At 62.9% G+C, this 18,044-nt stretch carries 14 protein-coding genes; 11 read left to right on the forward strand and 3 right to left on the reverse strand.

All coding sequences use genetic code 11. The features are described 5' to 3' along the window. Positions 1–3: 3 nt before the first annotated feature. The 7 genes from nuoL to GRI65_RS03560 are packed head-to-tail and all read left to right on the forward strand — an operon-like array spanning position 4 to position 8,531. Entirely contained in the window at positions 4–2,064 is a 2,061-nt protein-coding gene (gene nuoL, locus GRI65_RS03530) for an NADH-quinone oxidoreductase subunit L (protein WP_160755121.1), read from the forward strand. Then, positions 2,064–3,641: an NADH-quinone oxidoreductase subunit M gene (locus tag GRI65_RS03535; protein ID WP_160755122.1), complete on the forward strand. Its 1,578-nt coding sequence runs from the start codon at positions 2,064–2,066 to the stop codon at positions 3,639–3,641. Before nuoL ends, GRI65_RS03535 begins: the two co-directional genes overlap by 1 nt. Continuing rightward, on the forward strand, positions 3,641–5,104 hold the full coding sequence (gene nuoN, locus GRI65_RS03540; protein WP_160755123.1) for an NADH-quinone oxidoreductase subunit NuoN: 1,464 nt from the start codon (positions 3,641–3,643) through the stop codon (positions 5,102–5,104). Before GRI65_RS03535 ends, nuoN begins: the two co-directional genes overlap by 1 nt. Positions 5,105–5,115: 11 nt before the next feature. Then, positions 5,116–5,826, forward strand: coding sequence for a biotin--[acetyl-CoA-carboxylase] ligase (locus GRI65_RS03545; protein WP_160755124.1), 711 nt, complete (start codon positions 5,116–5,118; stop codon positions 5,824–5,826). An 11-nt stretch (positions 5,827–5,837) separates the two neighbouring features. Then, positions 5,838–6,614 (forward strand): type III pantothenate kinase, encoded by a 777-nt coding sequence (locus GRI65_RS03550; RefSeq protein ID WP_160755125.1) that lies wholly within the window; start codon positions 5,838–5,840, stop codon positions 6,612–6,614. Further along, entirely contained in the window at positions 6,611–8,257 is a 1,647-nt protein-coding gene (locus GRI65_RS03555) for a ribonuclease J (protein ID WP_332872588.1), read from the forward strand. The genes GRI65_RS03550 and GRI65_RS03555 overlap by 4 nt, the downstream gene beginning before the upstream one ends. A 4-nt stretch (positions 8,258–8,261) precedes the next feature. Next, positions 8,262–8,531, forward strand: coding sequence for a DUF1467 family protein (locus GRI65_RS03560; protein ID WP_160755126.1), 270 nt, complete (start codon positions 8,262–8,264; stop codon positions 8,529–8,531). Positions 8,532–8,565: 34 nt separating this feature from the next. Here the strand turns inward: GRI65_RS03560 and GRI65_RS03565 are convergent, their stop codons facing one another. After that, positions 8,566–11,184, reverse strand: coding sequence for a coiled-coil domain-containing protein (locus GRI65_RS03565; RefSeq protein ID WP_160755127.1), 2,619 nt, complete (start codon positions 11,182–11,184; stop codon positions 8,566–8,568). A gap of 71 nt (positions 11,185–11,255) precedes the next feature. Here GRI65_RS03565 and GRI65_RS03570 point away from each other — a divergent pair, with 71 nt between their 5' ends. The 4 genes from GRI65_RS03570 to GRI65_RS03585 all read left to right on the forward strand — a co-directional run bounded on the left by GRI65_RS03570 (position 11,256) and on the right by GRI65_RS03585 (position 15,243). Further along, positions 11,256–11,564, forward strand: a complete 309-nt coding sequence (locus GRI65_RS03570) for an Hpt domain-containing protein (protein ID WP_160755128.1) — start codon at positions 11,256–11,258, stop codon at positions 11,562–11,564. Positions 11,565–11,666: 102 nt separating this feature from the next. Then, positions 11,667–12,839, forward strand: coding sequence for a hypothetical protein (locus GRI65_RS03575; protein WP_160755129.1), 1,173 nt, complete (start codon positions 11,667–11,669; stop codon positions 12,837–12,839). 25 nt (positions 12,840–12,864) lie between these two features. Further along, on the forward strand, positions 12,865–13,830 hold the full coding sequence (locus GRI65_RS03580; RefSeq protein ID WP_160755130.1) for a hypothetical protein: 966 nt from the start codon (positions 12,865–12,867) through the stop codon (positions 13,828–13,830). A 3-nt stretch (positions 13,831–13,833) separates the two neighbouring features. After that, complete coding sequence (locus GRI65_RS03585; protein ID WP_160755131.1) at positions 13,834–15,243, forward strand: sensor histidine kinase; 1,410 nt, start codon at positions 13,834–13,836, stop codon at positions 15,241–15,243. Positions 15,244–15,264: 21 nt separating this feature from the next. Here GRI65_RS03585 and GRI65_RS03590 read toward each other — a convergent pair whose 3' ends face one another. Together GRI65_RS03590 and gltX are read right to left on the reverse strand one after the other, a co-directional pair. Continuing rightward, positions 15,265–16,557 (reverse strand): citrate synthase, encoded by a 1,293-nt coding sequence (locus GRI65_RS03590; RefSeq protein ID WP_160755132.1) that lies wholly within the window; start codon positions 16,555–16,557, stop codon positions 15,265–15,267. Between the two features lie 13 nt (positions 16,558–16,570). Next, positions 16,571–17,998 (reverse strand): glutamate--tRNA ligase, encoded by a 1,428-nt coding sequence (gene gltX / locus GRI65_RS03595; RefSeq protein WP_160755133.1) that lies wholly within the window; start codon positions 17,996–17,998, stop codon positions 16,571–16,573. Positions 17,999–18,044 lie beyond the last annotated feature (46 nt).

Consider the following 18,044-nt stretch of genomic DNA (forward strand, 5'->3'; position numbering starts at 1 on the left):
GCAGTGAACTCCATTCTCCTCATCGTATTCCTGCCCTTGCTGGCGGCCATCGTCGGCGGGCTGGGCAACCGTGCGCTCGGCAACCTTCCGGTCAAGCTGATCACCACCGGGGCGCTGTTTGTATCCTGCGCGCTAAGCTGGCCGATCTTCCTCGGGTTCATCGCCGGGGACGCGCAAGCCACCGTCGTGCCCGTGCTGCAATGGGTACAATCGGGCAGCCTCGATTTCGACTGGGCGCTGCGGGTCGATACGCTGACCGCGGTGATGCTGGTAGTGATCACCACCGTTTCCGCGCTCGTCCACCTGTATAGCTGGGGCTATATGGACGAAGACCCGGACCAGCCGCGGTTCTTTGCCTATCTCAGCCTGTTCACATTTGCCATGCTGATGCTGGTGACCGCCGACAACCTCGTCCAGATGTTCTTTGGCTGGGAAGGGGTCGGTCTCGCATCCTACCTGCTGATCGGGTTCTGGTTTCGTAAGCCGAGCGCAAACGCCGCCGCGATCAAGGCCTTCGTGGTCAACCGCGTGGGCGACCTCGGTTTCATGCTCGGCATCTTCGGCACTTTCTGGGTGTTCGGTACCGTGTCGATCCCGGAAATCCTCGCCGCGGCACCGGCCATGAGCGGTTCGACCATCGGTTTCCTCGGATACCGTATGCAGACGATGGATATCCTGTGCATCCTGCTGTTCATCGGCGCGATGGGCAAGTCGGCGCAGCTGGGCCTGCACACCTGGCTACCCGACGCGATGGAAGGCCCGACGCCCGTGTCGGCGCTGATCCACGCGGCCACGATGGTGACCGCGGGCGTGTTCATGGTCTGCCGCCTGTCGCCCATGTTCGAAACCGCGCCAATCGCGCTGGGCATGGTGACCTTCGTCGGCGCGGCGACTTGTATCTTCGCGGCCACGATCGGCACGACCCAGTGGGATATCAAGCGGGTCATCGCCTATTCCACCTGTTCGCAGCTGGGCTACATGTTCTTCGCCGCAGGCGTCGGCGCGTATGGTGCGGCGATGTTCCACCTGTTCACGCACGCCTTCTTCAAGGCGCTACTGTTCCTCGGAGCGGGCAGCGTGATCCATGCGATGCACCACGAACAGGATATGCGGTATTATGGCGGTCTGCGTAAGCGTATCCCGCTCACCTTCTTCGCGATGCTGGCCGGGACGCTGGCGATTACCGGGGTCGGGATTTACTGGCTGCACGCCGGTTTCGCGGGTTTCCATTCCAAGGATGCGATCCTCGAAGTGGCGTTCGCGCGCGGGACGGAAATGGGGCAATTCGCCTTCTGGATGGGTGCCTTCGCGGCGCTGCTGACCAGCTTCTACAGCTGGCGCCTGATGTTCCTCACCTTCTGGGGCAAGCCGCGCTGGGCCGAGAGCGAGCACATCCAGCACGCGGTCCATCATGGACATGACGATCCCGAAGCGCATAACCCGCCGGTGCAGGAAGATGCCGGACATGATGCGGTTCATGCGGTGCCATCAGCAGACCAGGGTGACGGAACGGCGGGTTACCATCCGCACGAAAGCCCGATTTCAATGCTGGTACCGCTCGGTGTGCTGACGCTGGGCGCTGTCTTCGCCGGTTTCATTTTCAACCCGCAATTCCTCGACAGCGCGGAATTCTGGGGCGGATCGATCTATTACAACGAGAACCTGATCCACGCGATGCACGCGGTTCCGCTGTGGGTGAAGCTGACCGCCAGTATCGTCATGCTGCTGGGCCTGTTCGGCGCATGGCTGGCCTATATCCGCGACACCTCGATCCCGGGCAAGTTCGTGGAGCAGTTCCGGCTCGTACACCGCTTCGTCTACAACAAATGGTACTTCGACGAACTGTATGACCTGATCTTCGTGCGCCCGGCGTTCTGGTTCGGCCGCAAGCTGTGGAAGATCGGCGACGAAGGTATCATCGACCGCTTCGGCCCGAATGGCGCGGCGTGGCTGGTGCTCAAGGGCACCGGCGCAGCGAAGCGCGTCCAGTCCGGCTATTTGACATCCTACGCGCTGATCATGCTGCTTGGCCTGATCGCCGCCGTAACCTGGGTTCTGATGTAATGGGCGGTTTTCCCATCCTTTCCGTAATGCTGCTGGTTCCGCTGGTTGCGGCTTTCGCCTGCCTGTTCGTCGAGGCGAAGGCCGCACGCGGCATCGCGCTCGGCGCGACGCTGATCAACCTGGCACTGGGTATCCTGCTGTGGGTCAATTACGATATCGGCGGGGCGCAGTGGCAGTTCACCGAGAGCGTGCCGCTGTTCGCGGGCTTCAACTATGCGCTCGGGATCGACGGGATCGCCTTGCTGCTGATCGTGCTGAGCGTCTTCCTGATGCCGATCTGTATTTTGGCGAGCTGGGAATCGATCACCACCCGCGTCGGCGAATACATGGCGGCGTTCCTGGTCATGGAACTGCTGATGATCGGCGTGTTCTCGGCCCAGGACCTGTACCTGTTCTACATTTTCTTCGAGGCTGGCCTGATCCCGATGTACCTGATCATCGGCATCTGGGGCGGGACCAACCGGATCTACGCCAGCTACAAGTTCTTCCTCTATACGCTGCTCGGTTCGGTGCTGATGCTGATCGCCATGCTGTGGATGGCGAACGAAGCCGGGACCACCGACATCCCGACGCTGATGAACTACGATTTCCCGGCAGAGGCGCAAACCTGGCTGTGGCTCGCGTTCTTCGCCAGCTTCGCGGTCAAGATGCCGATGTGGCCGGTTCATACATGGCTGCCCGACGCGCACGTCCAGGCGCCAACCGCCGGTTCGGTGATCCTTGCCGGGGTTCTGCTCAAGATGGGCGGTTACGGTTTCATCCGCTTCAGCCTGCCGATGTTCCCGGAAGCGTCCGCGCAGTTCGCGTGGCTGATCTACATCCTGTCGATGGCGGCGGTGGTGATCACCAGCCTGATCGCGCTGGTGCAGAACGACATGAAGAAACTGATCGCCTACAGCTCGGTCGCGCATATGGCGATCGTGACGGTTGGTCTGTTCAGCTTCAACGTGCAGGGCCTCGAAGGATCCATGATCGTGATGCTGAGCCACGGCCTGGTGTCCGCCGCCCTGTTCCTCTGCGTGGGCGTGATCTACGACAGGCTCCACACCCGCGAGATCGACCGCTACGGCGGGCTGAGCATCAACATGCCGAAATACGCGGTGCTGTTCCTGCTGTTTACCATGGCCAGCATCGGTCTGCCCGGGACCAGTGGTTTCGTCGGGGAGTTGCTGTCGCTCACCGGCATTTACGAAGTTTCCAGCCTTGTCGCGCTGGTGTGCACCACCGGGATCATCCTCGGGGCGGGCTACATGCTCTATCTCTACCGCAGGGTCGCGTTCGGGGTGCAGAGAAACGCCGATGCGGCGGCTATGAAGGACATTGGCGTGCGCGAATGGTTGATGCTTGGGCCGATTGCGGCGGCGGTGCTGTGGATGGGTATCTATCCGGAAAGCTTCCTCGCCCCGATGCGGCAGGACATCGCCGCGCTCGACGCAAGGCTGGCCCGCTCCGCGCCCGAAGGTGACGTAAAGCTGGTGGCCGGATCGCCCCGCAGCGAAGCCGCCAACGCCATGCCGCATGCCGCCGGCGAACACGGTGCTGCGGCTGACGGAGCCTCGGCCGAGGGGGCGCACTGATGGACTACGCAAACTCCCTTTATCTCACCGGCCCGGAAGTATTCCTGTCCGTATCCGGTCTGATCCTGACCTTGATTGCCGCATGGGGCGGCCAGAAGGCGGCCCGGCTCAGCACCATTCTTGCCGTCGGCGCGCTGGTGGGGGCTTCGATCATCACCGCGGCCTTCCTCATCAATCCGGCGTTCGAGCAGGGCGGCGATGCGTTCGGCGGTCTCTACCGGATGGACGCGTTCGGCAGTGTATCGAAACTGCTCATCTATCTTGCGGGCATCGGCTGCCTGATCGTGACCCCGCGGTTCTTCGACAAGGGGCTCGAGTACCGGCCCGAATACCCGCTGCTGGTCGTGTTCGCGTCTGTCGGTATGGGGATGATGGTGTCCGCGACCGACCTGATGACGCTGTATATCGGCCTGGAGCTGAGCAGCCTGTCGTCCTACGTCCTCGCGTCCTTCACCCGCAGCGATGATCGTTCCGCCGAAGCCGGCCTCAAATATTTCGTCCTCGGCGCACTTGCCAGCGGCATCCTGCTGTACGGCATGAGCCTGGTCTACGGATTCTCCGGCAGCACCAGCTACCTGGCGATCCGGCCAGCGTTCGAAGGAACACTGGGCACCGGCGCGCTGTTCGGGGTGATCTTCGTGCTCGCCGGTCTTGCCTTCAAGATTTCCGCCGTGCCGTTCCACATGTGGACGCCCGACGTTTACGAAGGCGCGCCGACCCCGGTCACGACGTTCTTCTCCACTGCGCCAAAGGTGGCCGCGATTGCGATGACCGCGCGGATCACGCTGGACGCGTTCGGCAATCAGGCGGATGCGTGGCGGCAGGTGATCATCTTCGCCGCGCTGGCGTCCGTCGTGGTGGGGGCACTTGGCGCGATCGGGCAGAGCAACATCAAGCGGCTGTTGGCGTATTCCTCTATCAACAATGTCGGGTTTATCCTGATCGGCCTGGCCACCGGCACCGCTGCCGGAGCGAGCGCGATGCTGGTCTATCTGGCAATTTACGTCGCCATGTCGCTCGGCAGTTTCGTTGCGGTGCTGATGCTGCGGGACAAGGACGGCAACCAGGTCGAGAACATGGCCGATATCGCCGGCCTTTCGCGGGCCAAGCCGATGATCGCGCTGTGCCTTGCCGCGATGATGCTCAGCCTTGCCGGCATTCCGCCGCTCTACGGCTTCTGGGGGAAGTTCGTGGTCTTCCAGGCCGCGGTCGAGGCGGACATGGTGGTGCTCGCCGCCATCGGTATCGCCGCCAGCGTGATCGGTGCGTTCTATTACCTCAAGATCGTCAAGATCATGTATTTCGACGAGCCTGCGAATGTGGTGACGGGCAAGAATGACCTGGCGCATTGGACGGTGCTGGCTGTGACCGCGATCTTCGTTTCGCCGCTTGGCTATCTCCTGACAATTCCCATGGGCGCGTTGGCGGACCGGGCTGCGGCAGCCCTGTTCGCCGTGGTCTGAACCCGCGCAGCTTGATCGAGACTGTTGCCAGCACCGGATCGACCAACGGTGATCTTTCCGCCCGATTGAAAGCGGGCGAACGGATCGCCGAGGGGCAATGGCTGGTGGCGGACCGGCAGAGCGCCGGACGCGGGCGGCAAGGCCGCGAATGGTTCGACGGTCTCGGGAACTTCATGGGTTCGACCGCGGTGCATGTGCAGCCCGGCGACCCGTTCACGCCAACCCTGGCACTGGTGGCGGGGCTGGCGGTTTACCAGGCCGTCCTGCCGCATTGCCCCGATCCGGTCCCGCTGCGCCTCAAATGGCCCAACGACCTGATGTTTTCCGGAGCCAAGCTCGCCGGTATCCTGCTGGAGCGGGAAGGGGACAGCGTCATCGTCGGTATCGGGGTCAATCTCGCCGCGGCGCCGCAGGTTCCCGGGCGCGAGACGCTTGCGTTGGCGAAATTCGGGCCTGCGCCCGATCGTGACCTGTTCGCGCAGGCGCTGGCCGGGTACTTCGCCGAGGAATTGCAGCGCTGGCGGACCTACGGGACGGAGCCGCTGATCAACCGTTGGGAAAGCGCTGCCCATCCCGCCGGCACAGCGCTGACAGTAAACGAACAGACCGAGGGGATCATCAGCGGCGTTTTCGATGGCCTGCTGCCCGACGGTTCGCTCCGCCTGCGCTTGGCGGATGGCACCAGCCGTGCCATCCACGCGGGCGATGTCATGCTCGCCTGAAGGAACTACCCATGCTGCTCGTCGCCGATGTCGGAAATACCAACGTGGTCTTCGCCTTGTTCGATGGCAAGTCAGTCCGGGCGCGTTGGCGGATTGCCACCGATCCGCGCCGTACGGGTGACGAATATGCGGTCTGGCTGACCCAGCTCCTGGCGCTGGAAGGGGTCGAGCGCAAGGCAGTGAACCGCTTCATTATCGGTTCGGTGGTCCCCCGTGCGATCCACAATCTGACCGTGCTGGGGGAAAAATACTTCGGCGTCACCCCGATGATCGCTGGCGAAGGCGATGCGGCGTGGGGCATCACGGTCGATGTCGACGAGCCCCGTTCGCTTGGCGCCGACCGCGCTCTGAACGCGATTGCGGCCCACGCGCGCTACGATGGGGACCTGATCATCATCGATTTCGGTACCGCGACCACTTTTGATGCGGTGGATTTCACCGGAGCGTATAAGGGGGGCATCATCGCGCCGGGAATCAACCTGTCGCTCGATGCATTGGTGGGCAACACCGCCAAACTGCCGCGGATCGCCATCGAGGCTCCGCGAACGACCAGTGTGATCGGCCGCAACACCGAAGACCAGATGCTCATCGGGGTGTTCTGGGGCTATGTTGCGATGATGGAAGGATTAATTACCAAAATGCGTGAAGAAATCGGCCGACCCGCGAAGGTGGTTGCCACCGGCGGCCTCGCTATCCTGTTCGACAAGCACACCGACGTGTTCGACTGCGTAGATTTCGACCTCACGCTGGAAGGCCTCGCAATCCTGGCAGATCGGGCGTCCAAGTGAAGAAGGATTTCACCCCCGAAAAAGAACTCCTGTTCCTTGCGCTTGGCGGTTCCGCCGAAATCGGCATGAACGTCAACTTGTACGGCTGCGACGGCAAATGGCTGATGGTCGACCTGGGCATGACCTTCTCCGGCGATCAGTATCCCGGCGTCGACCTGGTGTTTGCCGACCTTGAATTTATCGAGGACCGGGTCAAGGACCTGGTCGGCATCGTGCTGACCCACGGTCACGAAGACCACATCGGCGCCATCCCCTATTTCGCGGAAGAACTGGGCGTGCCGCTATACGCTACTCCGTTCACCGCCGACTTGATCCGCCGCAAACTGGAAGAAGCCGGGCTGCTGCGTGAAATCAAGATTCATGTGATCGAAGGGACAGACAGCTTTGCAGTCGGACCGTTCGATGTCAGCTACGTCCCCCTCGCGCACAGTATCGCAGAGGGCAACGGCCTGATCATCGATACCCCGTACGGGCGGATTTTCCATACCGGCGACTGGAAGCTGGACGATGAACCGATTGTCGGCGATCCGACGACCGAAGAAGAACTCACCGAACTCGGCGATGACGGTATCCTCGCGCTGGTTTGCGACTCCACCAATGTCTTCAATCCCGAACCCAGTGGTTCGGAAGGGGGGGTGTACCGCGGCCTGATGGAAGAAGTGAAGCGGCACGCGGGCAAGCGGGTGATGGTTACCACTTTTGCTTCGAATGTCGCGCGGCTCCATACGCTGGGCGAAGTGGCGAAGGCAACGAAGCGCAAATTATGCGTCGCCGGCCGCTCGCTCGACCGGATCATCGAAGTCGCACAGGACAACGGCTACTTGCAGGATTTCCCCAAGACGGTCGATTTCCAGACTGCGATGGGGCTACCCCGCGGCGAAATCCTGATCATGGCCACCGGCGGGCAGGGCGAACCCCGCGCTGCGCTGGCTCGCGTGGCCGATGACAGTCACCAGATCAGCCTCCAAAAAGGCGATGTGGTGCTGTTTTCCAGCCGCCAGATACCTGGCAACGAAGTCGCCATCGGGCAAGTCCAGAACAAGCTGGCCGAACGCGGCGTCGTGATGGTCACTGACCGCCAGAGCGAGATCCACGTCTCCGGCCACCCCGGTCGGCCGGAACTGGAAGCGCTCTACTCGTGGATCAGGCCCGAAATCCTGGTGCCGGTGCACGGCGAGATCAAGCACATGCAGGAACAGGTCCGTGTCGGGCAGGCTGCAGGCATTCCGCACAACATCTTCCAGAAGAACGGCGACATCATCCGGCTCGCCCCGGGCAAGCCGGGCAAGCTGGCCCAGGTCCGCACCGGACGTTTGGTCCTGGACGGTGACATCATCGTCCCGGCAGATGGCGAGGCTATCGCCATGCGCCGCCGGATGGCCCGCGACGGCGTGATCGTGGTCGCGATCGACAGCCAGCTGAAGCCGCATATCGAATTGCTCGGCATGCCGCTGGACGAAGACGAGGAGGATTTCGTGACCGAAGCGTCCGCCGATATCGTCAAGGCCTTGCGGGCCCTCAAGGGCGCAGCGCGTAAGGATCGTAGCTCGCTGACCGAGGCAGTGCGCCTTGCTACCCGGCGCGCCGCGACCCGGTGGAGCGGCAAGAAGCCGCAGGTCAAAGTGATCCTGATGGGAGGCTGACGCCGTGCAGTGGACTTCGATTGTCGCGATATACCTGCTGGTCTGGGTAATGTGCGCCTTTGTAATGCTGCCCTTTGGCGTCCGCACGCATGACGAACTGGGGCTCGAGAAGATCCCCGGCCAGGCAGACAGCGCGCCTGCGAATTTCCGGCCACTAAGGCTGGCGTTTCGCGCGTCGCTGGTCGCGGCGGTGCTGACCGCGATTTACGTCCTGAATTACGACTATGGCTGGATCGAAGCTTCCGACATCAACCTGTTCAAGCCTCCGGCATAATTGGACCGGCCACAAGGCCGGTCATGCCGCGAGGTTACGTCCGCAGTCGCTCGATTGCCTGCGCGAGCGCGACATACAATTTGCCCATGTCCGAACTTAGCAGGGTGACGCCTAGCGCGTGCCCGTCGCGGGTGGACAACAGGACCCGCAGCATTGCTTCGAAATCATGGATATACCGGCTGACGTTCTCCGCGAATTCGGTGTCGGAGCTGTAGAGCCCGGCAATATCGCGCGCCTCGGTGCTGTCGAGAAGCTGCACGGCGCGGCGGGTGAATATGCCCCGATCCCCGCGCAGGTAGGACGCCCACGCGGTGTCCGTGACGTCGTTCGACAATGCCTTGGAAATGTCGATCGAATTGGAATTGAGGCTCTCGGTAATCAGCGCAACGCGGCGGGAGAAATCGTGATCGACCTGTTCTTCCGCGCGTTCGCGGGCTCGGTTGACGCGGGCTTCCAGATTGCCGGCGAGCTCGTCAACCTTGCCCAGCTGGTCGCGCAGGTTGGTGGCTGCCTGCCGCCCGGCGTTGGACGCCTTGGTTACAGCCGCCTCGAGTTCGGCCACCGCTTCGTTTGTGCGGCCTCGTAGTGCGCTGTCGATCGCGGCGGAGCTTTCTTCGCCAATACGTTCCGCCAATTGCTTGACGTTGAGAGCCGCCCCGCTTTCGATCTGGCCCAGTGCTTCGCGCGCGGATTGTTTCAGGAAGCTGATCGCGTCCCGCAATTCCGTCCGCGCAGTTTCGGACAGCCGGGAGCTCTGCGTACCAAGATCCGCCAGCGATTTCTCGAGGCGTTCGATTTCTTCCAGGTGGGCGCTGTTGACCTCGGTAATCATCGCGCTCGAACGCTCGATCCGGTCGAGCGCCTCGTGGCCATGATCCTTGGCTGACAGGACATATTCCGAGAGTTCCGCGCCCTTCTGGCTCGCTTCTCCCAGCAGCAGGCTGATCCGCCCGACCTGATCTTCGGTCGAAGCGATCTTGCTGCTCGCATCGGCGATGGCAGATGGCAGGATGTCGCGGCTGTGGTCCGAACTGGCCTGGATCAATTCGAGCAGCCGGACGGTGTCCTCGGTCAGGCCGGCAATGGCGGCGGTGGTTTCGTCGATCCGCTGGCGGTTCTGGCCGAGCTTCTCCGCGAGGACCTGCGCCCCGCTGCCAATGACGACTTCGGTTTCGGAACCTTGCGCGATAATCGTCTGCAACCTGCGTTCGAAATCGGCCAGTTGGTCTGCAATGGCTGTGCCGTGGGCAGATAGCCGCTCGGACTGTTCGATCTGCTCCGCCCGGCGCGCCGAGATAGTCTCGTCGAGGCCCGCGAGGCGCGTGCCAAGGTCTTCGATGGCTTCCTGTTCGTCCTGCGCCATTTGTGCACGCCGCAGCTCGATCTGGTCGTGAAGCGCTGCGCTGCGCTCGGCCATCGTCGCATCGACCCGCTCGGCTTCGTCGGCAAGTTCCTGCAACTTGGCGCGAGAGGCGGTCAGGGCTGCTTCGTCCAGTGCCGAGATGCGTTCGACGGCATCGGTAAGACGGGTCTGGATATCCTCGATCTGGGCGCTCCAGATGCCGATGGCGCGCTCTTCGCCTTCACGCACTGACTGCCCGATGATCTTGCTTTCATCGCGCAGGGACGTAACGCGCGAGCGGAGCGAAACCAGCGCACCTTCTTCCTGTTCTTCCAGGTCGGTGCGGGCGCCGGCCAATTCCGCGGACAGCGCAGTCGCACGGCGCCGCAAGGCCGAAAGCGCTTCCACTTCGCTGTTGTCGAGTTCCACACGGAATTCTTCGTTGGTCGACCGCAAGGCATCGAATTTTCCGAGCGCGACCGCTTCCATCTGTGCAGCCTGCGCCTCGAAGTCGGCAAGGGCGCCGTTGATGGCGGTCTGAAGGGTGGCGACTTCGCGCTGCGTGGCCTGGCCGAATTCGTTGAGCCGTTCGAAGCCGGCGATGAGTTCGTCGATCTGGTTGTTGGCAGTGCGGCCCGCGTTGCCGATGTTGTTGGTTACATCGCGCGCCGAATTCGCGATTACCGGCAAATCATCCCGCAGCCGGACCATGTTTTCGAGCGCGGTGGTGCTTACCGCGGCGATGGCAACGACCTGCGCGCCGTTGTCATGGATCAGGCTTTGCAAATGGTCGGCGTGACCCGACAGGCGCTCACCGGCGGAACGGCCGAGCGATTCAAGTTCGCGCGATTGGGAGCCAAGGAAGTCCCGGGCGATGCTGAGTTCGCGATTGATGACCGATAGGCGCTGTTCGAGCGCGACCGATTCGCCCGACAGGCTGCGGGCGATTTCGCCGTAGCGGGCAGCCTCGCGGGTGCTGTTGCGCAGCGCCAGTATCCACACCGAAACGATCAGCAGGACCGGAACCGACCATCCGATAATCCACTCGCTCCATTGCCGTGCGGTGCCGCCGGATAGGATATCGGCGCGGTAGGTCCATCCGTAAAACACGGTCCAGCCGGCAATCGCAGTGAGGGCGATGGCGGGCACGACCCAGGCGGTAGAACGGGGGGAGGGTGTCTCCTCTTCCCATTCGTCGAACGCTTCTTCCTCCAGTTCGAGAGGGGCGTCAGGGGCCGGTGCGGAAGTGTCCGCCGGGGATTCTGACGTATGCTCTGGGCCCACGACCCGGATGTTCGATCCATTGCTCATGGCGGGAAAGTAACACTTTTGACGCGGCGTGAAACCCTATCTTAACTTAGCTTGCGCTAGATTTATTGGTGATGTTGTATGAAAACGGCGCTCTCGATGCCAATCTGGCGGCTGCGGCCGGTGATGACGCCGTGCTGATGGCGGAATTGCGCGGTGCGTTTGCGGGCAGCCTGGCCCGCCAGCTCGACCTGCTGAAGCGCTCGCGTTGTGACGGGAATTGGGATGTCGCGGCGATGCGCCTCAAGGGGCTTGCGGCCAGTTTTCATGCGGTTGAACTTATCGTTCTAGCGGACGAAGCCTTGGCCTCCGCCCCCGGAGAGCCGACAGTCATCCGGAAGATGGAAGCATTCCTGTCCGATTTTACCGGTCAACCCGCCTGATCCCACGAATTCCGCTTCGGGTTGGCATCGGCGCGGGCGCGCCGTAAAGCCCATGCTCCTCGATTCAGGAGCCTGCGCGTGAGGGTTGCCTTACTTTCAACGATGGAATCACTGGCTGACGCTGGCGGTGATCCGCGCGCGTTTCTAACGGTTGCGGGGCGAACTGTCGTCCAGCGGCAGCTGGAATGCGCGCTAGCCCTGGGCTGCGAAAAGATCGCGTGCCACGCGCCGGGTCTCTCGCGCGACCTGATTGACTTGCAGCATCTGGCGGAAAAATCGGGCGCGCAGTTCCAGATCCTCTCCGGCACTCGCGCCTTGTCCGGGATGGTCAGGGCGGCGGACGAATTGCTGGTGTTCGCTGACGGCCTGCTGCCCGATTGCACGCTCGCCGAGAGCCTCTTGGGCGGACTTACCGCTGTCCTCGTCCTGCCAGCGGAAGAAGGCATCGCGGCCGGGTTCGAGCGCATCGACCGTGACCATGCGTGGGCGGGCCTGTTCATGGTCTATGGACCGGCGGTGGAGCGGCTCGCCGATTTGCCGCCGGATGCCGATCCGACCGCGAGCCTGCTGCGGATTGCCCTGCAAACCGGGACCCGCACGGTGAGCATGCCCGAAGGTACGCTGGCCGATCACCAGTGGGGGTTGGTGCGTTCTGAAGATGAGGCGGCGCGGTATGAGCAAGCGTGGCTCGACCGCCACGTGCGCCCCGCGCCTTTCTTCGCGCCAGCACTGGCAGCGGCCGACCGGGCGGCGACCGCCTTGATGCGCCGGGCTAACGATGGAAGGGTGAGCGGCAGAGGGATACTCGGCGGCGCAGCGGTGCTGGCGGGGATAGCAGCGCTTTCAGGCTGGTTCTGGGAGCCGGTGGCGGGACTGGCGCTGCTCGCCGGGGCATATTTTGCCGGGCGGACCGGCGGCGCGCTGAAGGCGATGGAAGGTGCCGGGAGGCAGGCGGGGGATAGATTTGGCAAGGCCTATGCGGGCTTGGTAGCCGGCATCGACGTGATCCTTGTTGCGCTGGCGGGGCTTGCCGCGCCTTCCGGCAATTCAACCGGAGTTCTGGCCGCCGCGTCGCTCGTTCTCGTTCTGCGCGTCGGCAGCGCGCTCCCTATCGGAAATTGGAAAATACTTCTGGCAGACCGATTCCTGCTCGCCGCCATTCTCGCCATCGCGGCCTATTTTGGCAACATAATCTCTGTAACACAGATACTTGCGCTGATTGCCCTGGTAGGAATATTGTTCGAAGTAAGCCGGTCTAAGCTAACGCAGACTTAACCATGTCGGTTTAAGGACAGGGTCCATGATTGATCGTCCCGTGTCCCCGCCCGATGAGGCCCCGGTAGAGGCACTGCTCCGCGAGGCGTTGGAGCAGGGCGATGCCGTGCTTGATACCGTCGCCCCGATCCTTGGCCATTTGCTTGCGAATGACGATGATACGCTCTTTTCCGACGCCATCGTAGCGCGGGTCAGGGGCATAGTCCTGCATATCGCGTGGCAATTGCTCGTGAAGCAGGGCGAGAGCGCGGGCGCCGAGGATCCCGACGCGTTCGCCCGCGAACACCGCGATGCGCTGGCCGCCAGTTTCGCTGGCTATCCGGCACTGCTGACCCATTGCCATGCGCTGGCGGTGGAGTGGGATCTCGCGGTGCGGCTGGAGCAGCTGGGAGCGATAGATCCGGTCCTGTCGCCTTTGCTTCAGGCGCTTGTTTCGTCCGACGACGAAGACACCGCAGCATCGGCGATGACCGTGTTAGCGTCGCAGGCGCGGTTCATCCAGCACCAACGGCGGATGGAACTGCCGGTCCACGAACTGCCGGGCGAACTGTTTCACGAAGTGCTGGTGCACTGGCGGAATCACATGGAGGATTTCCAGATGGGATCCGCCGTGGCGGCGGCTGAGCGGCAACTGCGCGCCTCGTTCGATGAAAGCGGCGGCCGGCTGGGGCTGCTGTCGCGGCTGGTTTCCGGCATCGGCAGCGGGGTGATGGCCGCCCTGTCGATCCATCATGCCGGCGCTGCGGCGTTCATTTCGGCATTGGCACTTGCTTCCGATCAGGACCGGGATATTGCCGCACTGTCGACCAACGAAGGGCAGATGGCCCGCCTCGCGCTGACCTTGCGCGCAGCGGGAATGGAGGCAAAGGCCATCGAAGAGCAGTTTTTCCATATCCATCCCGATGTGACCTTGCCCGACGTGTTCAGCCTGCTTCGGGCGGAGCGTGCCGCTGCGATCCTCGCTGCCCGCTATCGAGGGACGGCGGGTTAGGTTGTGAACAAGCCCGGACAACCCTTCATCGCTGAGGCCCGCAGCGACGCGCATGACAAGCTGGTCGAGGCGCAGGAGCCGCTCGCCCAATTGCAGCACCGCTGCGGGGGTGATGTACCGGGGGTCATAGCCATTCCCGAGCTGCTGTCGCTGGTGCGCAAGTCGCGCAAATATGGCCTGCGGCTAGCGCGAATGATCCAGGCAATCGACGGCGACGAGCTGGTCAGGGCCTGGGTCGAAGTCTCGCCCCTCGGCAGCGAAGTTGAGGGCATAGGAGGCGATGAGGGCGGCTGCCTGATCCGTATCGCCAATTGGCAGTCCGCACCGCTGCCGCCCGAAGACGCTGCCGAAAACGAGGCCCGTAAGCTTGCGATCGACCGCGCGCTGGCAGAACTCTCTGCCCGGCTGGACCCGCAGCAGCATATCCTGTCGGTAGAAAGCGTCGCACCGGATCTCGCCGATCTGGCGCGGGCGCTGCGCGGCAGCAAGTCCCAGGCCTGGAGCGATTTCGTCGATTTCCCGGGCCTTGGTTCGATGCCCCCGGGCGCGGCGACCTTGCACTGGCGGCTGCTCGACGGCGCCGAATGTGTGGTCGAAGGGTCGGATCGCCGATGGAATGTGACCTTGCTCCCGCTCGGAAAACCGGAAGTCGCGAGCGCGGGTTTCGAGCTCTACCTTACCGCGCAAGCACCCTATTCACCGCCGCCAGCCGTGGCCGCAATACCGCGGGAGCTTTCCATTGGCAGTTCGATCGGGCGCGAACTTTCGCCGGTGCTCCGTCAGCCGATCGCACGGATCATCGCCAATGCGGAAACTATCCGCACGCGGCTCGCCGGTCCGCTTGCGGAAGAATACAGCGCCTATGCTGCCGATATCGCGTCCGCCGGGCAGCATCTTCTGGCGCTGATCGACGATCTTTCCGACCTCGAGATAGTTGAGTCGGATCAGTTCACCACCGCTCCGGACCAGATCGATCTGGCTGATGTGGCGCAGCGCGCCGTCGGAATCCTCGGCGTGCGGGCGAAAGAGCGCGAGATCGAATTGGTAGCGCCCGGAAAGGACGAGGGCCTGATCGCGACTGCGGAGTTTCGCCGGGTCCTCCAGATACTGCTCAATCTGGTGGGTAATGCAGTCCGCTATTCGGAGCCGGGTTCGCAGGTCCGGATCGAACTCGCACACGCCGACGAGCGCATCCTGGTGACCGTCGCCGATGATGGGCCGGGCCTGACTCCCGAACAGCAGGCGGTAGTGTTCGAAAAATTCGAGCGGCTTGGCCGGACGGGTGACGGCGGGTCAGGGCTGGGCCTTTATATCTCGCGGCGAATTGCCCGCGCGATGGGCGGCGACCTGACGGTGGAGAGCACCGCCGGCGAAGGCGCCCGCTTTATCCTGGAATTGCCGGGCGCCGCTTGAATACGGCACCCGGCGCAATTCTCAGCGCTGTTCGACCGGGATGTAATCGCGTTCGGTCGGACCGGTGTACAGCTGGCGAGGGCGGCCGATTTTCTGGCCGGGATCCGAAATCATCTCGTTCCACTGCGCCACCCAGCCAACCGTGCGGGCGAGGGCGAACAAGGCGGTGAACATGGTGGTCGGGAAGCCGATCGCCGACAGGATCACGCCGGAATAGAAATCGACGTTGGGGAACAGCTTCTTTTCGACGAAATACGGGTCGTTCAGCGCCATTTCCTCGAGCCGCAGGGCGGTCTCGAACACCGGATCGGTGACCTTGAGTGCGTCGAAAACCTCGCGCACGGTCTTCTGCATCACCGTCGCGCGCGGATCGTAATTCTTGTACACGCGGTGGCCGAAACCCATCAGGCGGAACGGATCGTTCTTGTCCTTGGCCCGCTCGATGTAATGCGGAATCCGGTCCGGCGTACCGATTTCGCGCAGCATGTTGAGCGCAGCTTCGTTGGCGCCGCCATGTGCGGGTCCCCACAGGCACGCGATCCCCGCCGCGACACACGCAAACGGGTTTGCACCCGAAGAACCGGCAAGGCGCACAGTCGAGGTCGAAGCGTTCTGTTCGTGGTCGGCGTGGAGGATGAAGATCCGGTCCATCGCCTTTTCCACCGCCGGGATTACTTCGTATTCCTCGGCCGGAACCCCGAAGGTCATGCGCAGGAAATTGCCGGTGTAGGACAGCGAGTTGTCCGGATGCATGAAAGGCTGGCCGATGGAATATTTATACGCGTTGGCCGCGATTGTCGGCATCTTGGCGATCAGGCGGTGCGAGGAAATCTTCCGGTGGTCGGGATCGGCGATATCGGTGCTGTCGTGATAGAACGCGGACAGCGCGCCAACCACACCGCACATGATCGCCATCGGGTGCGCATCGCGGCGGAAGCCCTGGTAGAACTGGCGCAGCTGGTCATGCAGCATGGTGTGCCGCGTGATCGTGTAGGTGAAATCGTCCAGCTCGTCCTTGGTCGGAAGCTCGCCGTTCAGGAGCAGGTGGCTGACTTCCATGAAGCTGGAATGTTCTGCCAGTTGGCCGATGGGATAACCGCGGTGCAGCAAGACGCCTTCTTCGCCGTCAATGAAGGTCAGCGCGCTTTCACACGATGCGGTGGAGGTGAAACCCGGATCGAAGGTAAAGGCGCCGGTCTGGGCGTAGAGTTTGCGGATATCGACCACATCGGGGCCGGTGCTTCCCTCCAGAACGGGGAAATCCAGGGATTTTCCGCCGATTTCCAGTTTCGCCTGTTTGTCCGACAATTTCATTCTCCTTCAGATTTTATGTTGCGGCCCGGGGTGCGGCCTGCGCGTCAATCCGCGCAAGAGCCTCCTCCCGGCCAAGCAGGACCAGCACATCGAAAATTCCGGGCGATGTCGTCGTCCCCGTCAGCGCAGCACGCATCGGCTGCGCGAGCTTGCCGAGACCCAATCCCTGTTCCTCGGCCATTTGCTTGAGATTGGCCTCCAGGGCCTCGATTGTCCAGTCATTTTCAGCGGCCAGACGCGCGGAAATCTGCGCCAGAAGCGCTCGCGATTCGTCGTTCAGCAGCGCTGCGGCCTTGTCCGTCATCTCCAGCGGCCGGGTAGCGAACAGGAATGCCGCACCCTCCGCAAGTTCGATGATCGAGCGCGCCCGGGTTTTCAGCACCGGCATCGCCTCGGTCAGCAGCGCGATGTTCGCAGAAGGGCCGATCCTCGCCGCAACCAGCTCCGCCAGCCGTGCGTCATCCGCCTCGCGGATGTAATGCCCGTTCAGGTTGTCGAGCTTCTTGATGTCGAACCGCGACGGGCTCTTGCCGACACCGCCGAGGTCGAAGAGTTCAATCGCTTCATCGCGCGTGATTTCCTCGCGGTCGCCGTGGCCCCAGCCCAGCCGGAGCAGGTAATTGAACATCGCTTCGGGCAGGATGCCCATGTCGTCGCGGTAATTTTCGACGCCGAGCGCGCCGTGCCGCTTGGACAGCTTTGCCCCGTCGGAACCGTGGATCAGCGGAATATGCGCGTAGATCGGATCGGGCCAGCCGCCTTCGATCGCGTCCATCGCGCGCAGCACCGGAAGCTGGCGGAACGCGTTGTTCAGGTGGTCGTCCCCGCGGATGATATGGGTCACACCCATATCGTGGTCGTCCACCACCACGGCGAGCATGTAGGTCGGCGTACCGTCCGCGCGCAGCAGGATGTAATCGTCCACTTCCTCGTTCCGCACGGTCACAGGCCCTTGGACAAGGTCTTCGATCGTAGTCTCACCCGTCGCGGGTGTTTTCAGGCGGACGACATAAGGGGCACCTTCGGGAGCATCGGCGGGATCCCGATCGCGCCACCGGCCGTCGTACCTAAGCGGTTGCTTCGCTGCGCGCTGGGCGGCGCGCATTTCCTCCAGTTCCTCGGTCGTGGCGTAGCAGCGATAGGCATGCCCATGCGCCAGCAAGGTGTGGGCGACTTCGGCATGGCGTGCGGCGCGTTCGGATTGGAGCACCGGCTCCTCGTCGTAATCCAGCCCGAGCCACGACAAACCGTCGAAAATCGCATCGATCGCGTCCTGGTTCGACCGCTTCTGGTCGGTATCCTCGATCCGGAGCAGGGCTTTTCCGCCGTGATGGCGGGCGAACAGCCAGTTGAACAAGGCGGTGCGGGCGCCGCCGATATGCAGGAAACCCGTCGGTGAAGGGGCAAAGCGCGTGACAACCGTGTCGCTAGTGCTTGCCATCCCGTTGCGTTTCCTTCCAATGGTTTAATGGGCCGCCCGATCATTC

Origin of the sequence: Allopontixanthobacter sediminis, from assembly GCF_009828115.1 — a bacterium.
GTDB classification, from domain to species: domain Bacteria; phylum Pseudomonadota; class Alphaproteobacteria; order Sphingomonadales; family Sphingomonadaceae; genus Allopontixanthobacter; species Allopontixanthobacter sediminis.

What these genes read in the sequence shown, in the direction of transcription:
- GRI65_RS03565 (WP_160755127.1), bottom strand. Translation starts at nt 11,184, where the DNA reads ATGAGCAATGGATCGAACATCCGGGTCGTGGGCCCAGAGCATACGTCA.
- GRI65_RS03570 (WP_160755128.1), top strand. Translation starts at nt 11,256, where the DNA reads ATGTTGTATGAAAACGGCGCTCTCGATGCCAATCTGGCGGCTGCGGCC.
- GRI65_RS03575 (WP_160755129.1), top strand. Translation starts at nt 11,667, where the DNA reads ATGGAATCACTGGCTGACGCTGGCGGTGATCCGCGCGCGTTTCTAACG.
- nuoN (WP_160755123.1), top strand. Translation starts at nt 3,641, where the DNA reads ATGGACTACGCAAACTCCCTTTATCTCACCGGCCCGGAAGTATTCCTG.
- gltX (WP_160755133.1), bottom strand. Translation starts at nt 17,998, where the DNA reads ATGGCAAGCACTAGCGACACGGTTGTCACGCGCTTTGCCCCTTCACCG.
- GRI65_RS03550 (WP_160755125.1), top strand. Translation starts at nt 5,838, where the DNA reads ATGCTGCTCGTCGCCGATGTCGGAAATACCAACGTGGTCTTCGCCTTG.
- GRI65_RS03535 (WP_160755122.1), top strand. Translation starts at nt 2,064, where the DNA reads ATGGGCGGTTTTCCCATCCTTTCCGTAATGCTGCTGGTTCCGCTGGTT.
- GRI65_RS03580 (WP_160755130.1), top strand. Translation starts at nt 12,865, where the DNA reads ATGATTGATCGTCCCGTGTCCCCGCCCGATGAGGCCCCGGTAGAGGCA.
- GRI65_RS03590 (WP_160755132.1), bottom strand. Translation starts at nt 16,557, where the DNA reads ATGAAATTGTCGGACAAACAGGCGAAACTGGAAATCGGCGGAAAATCC.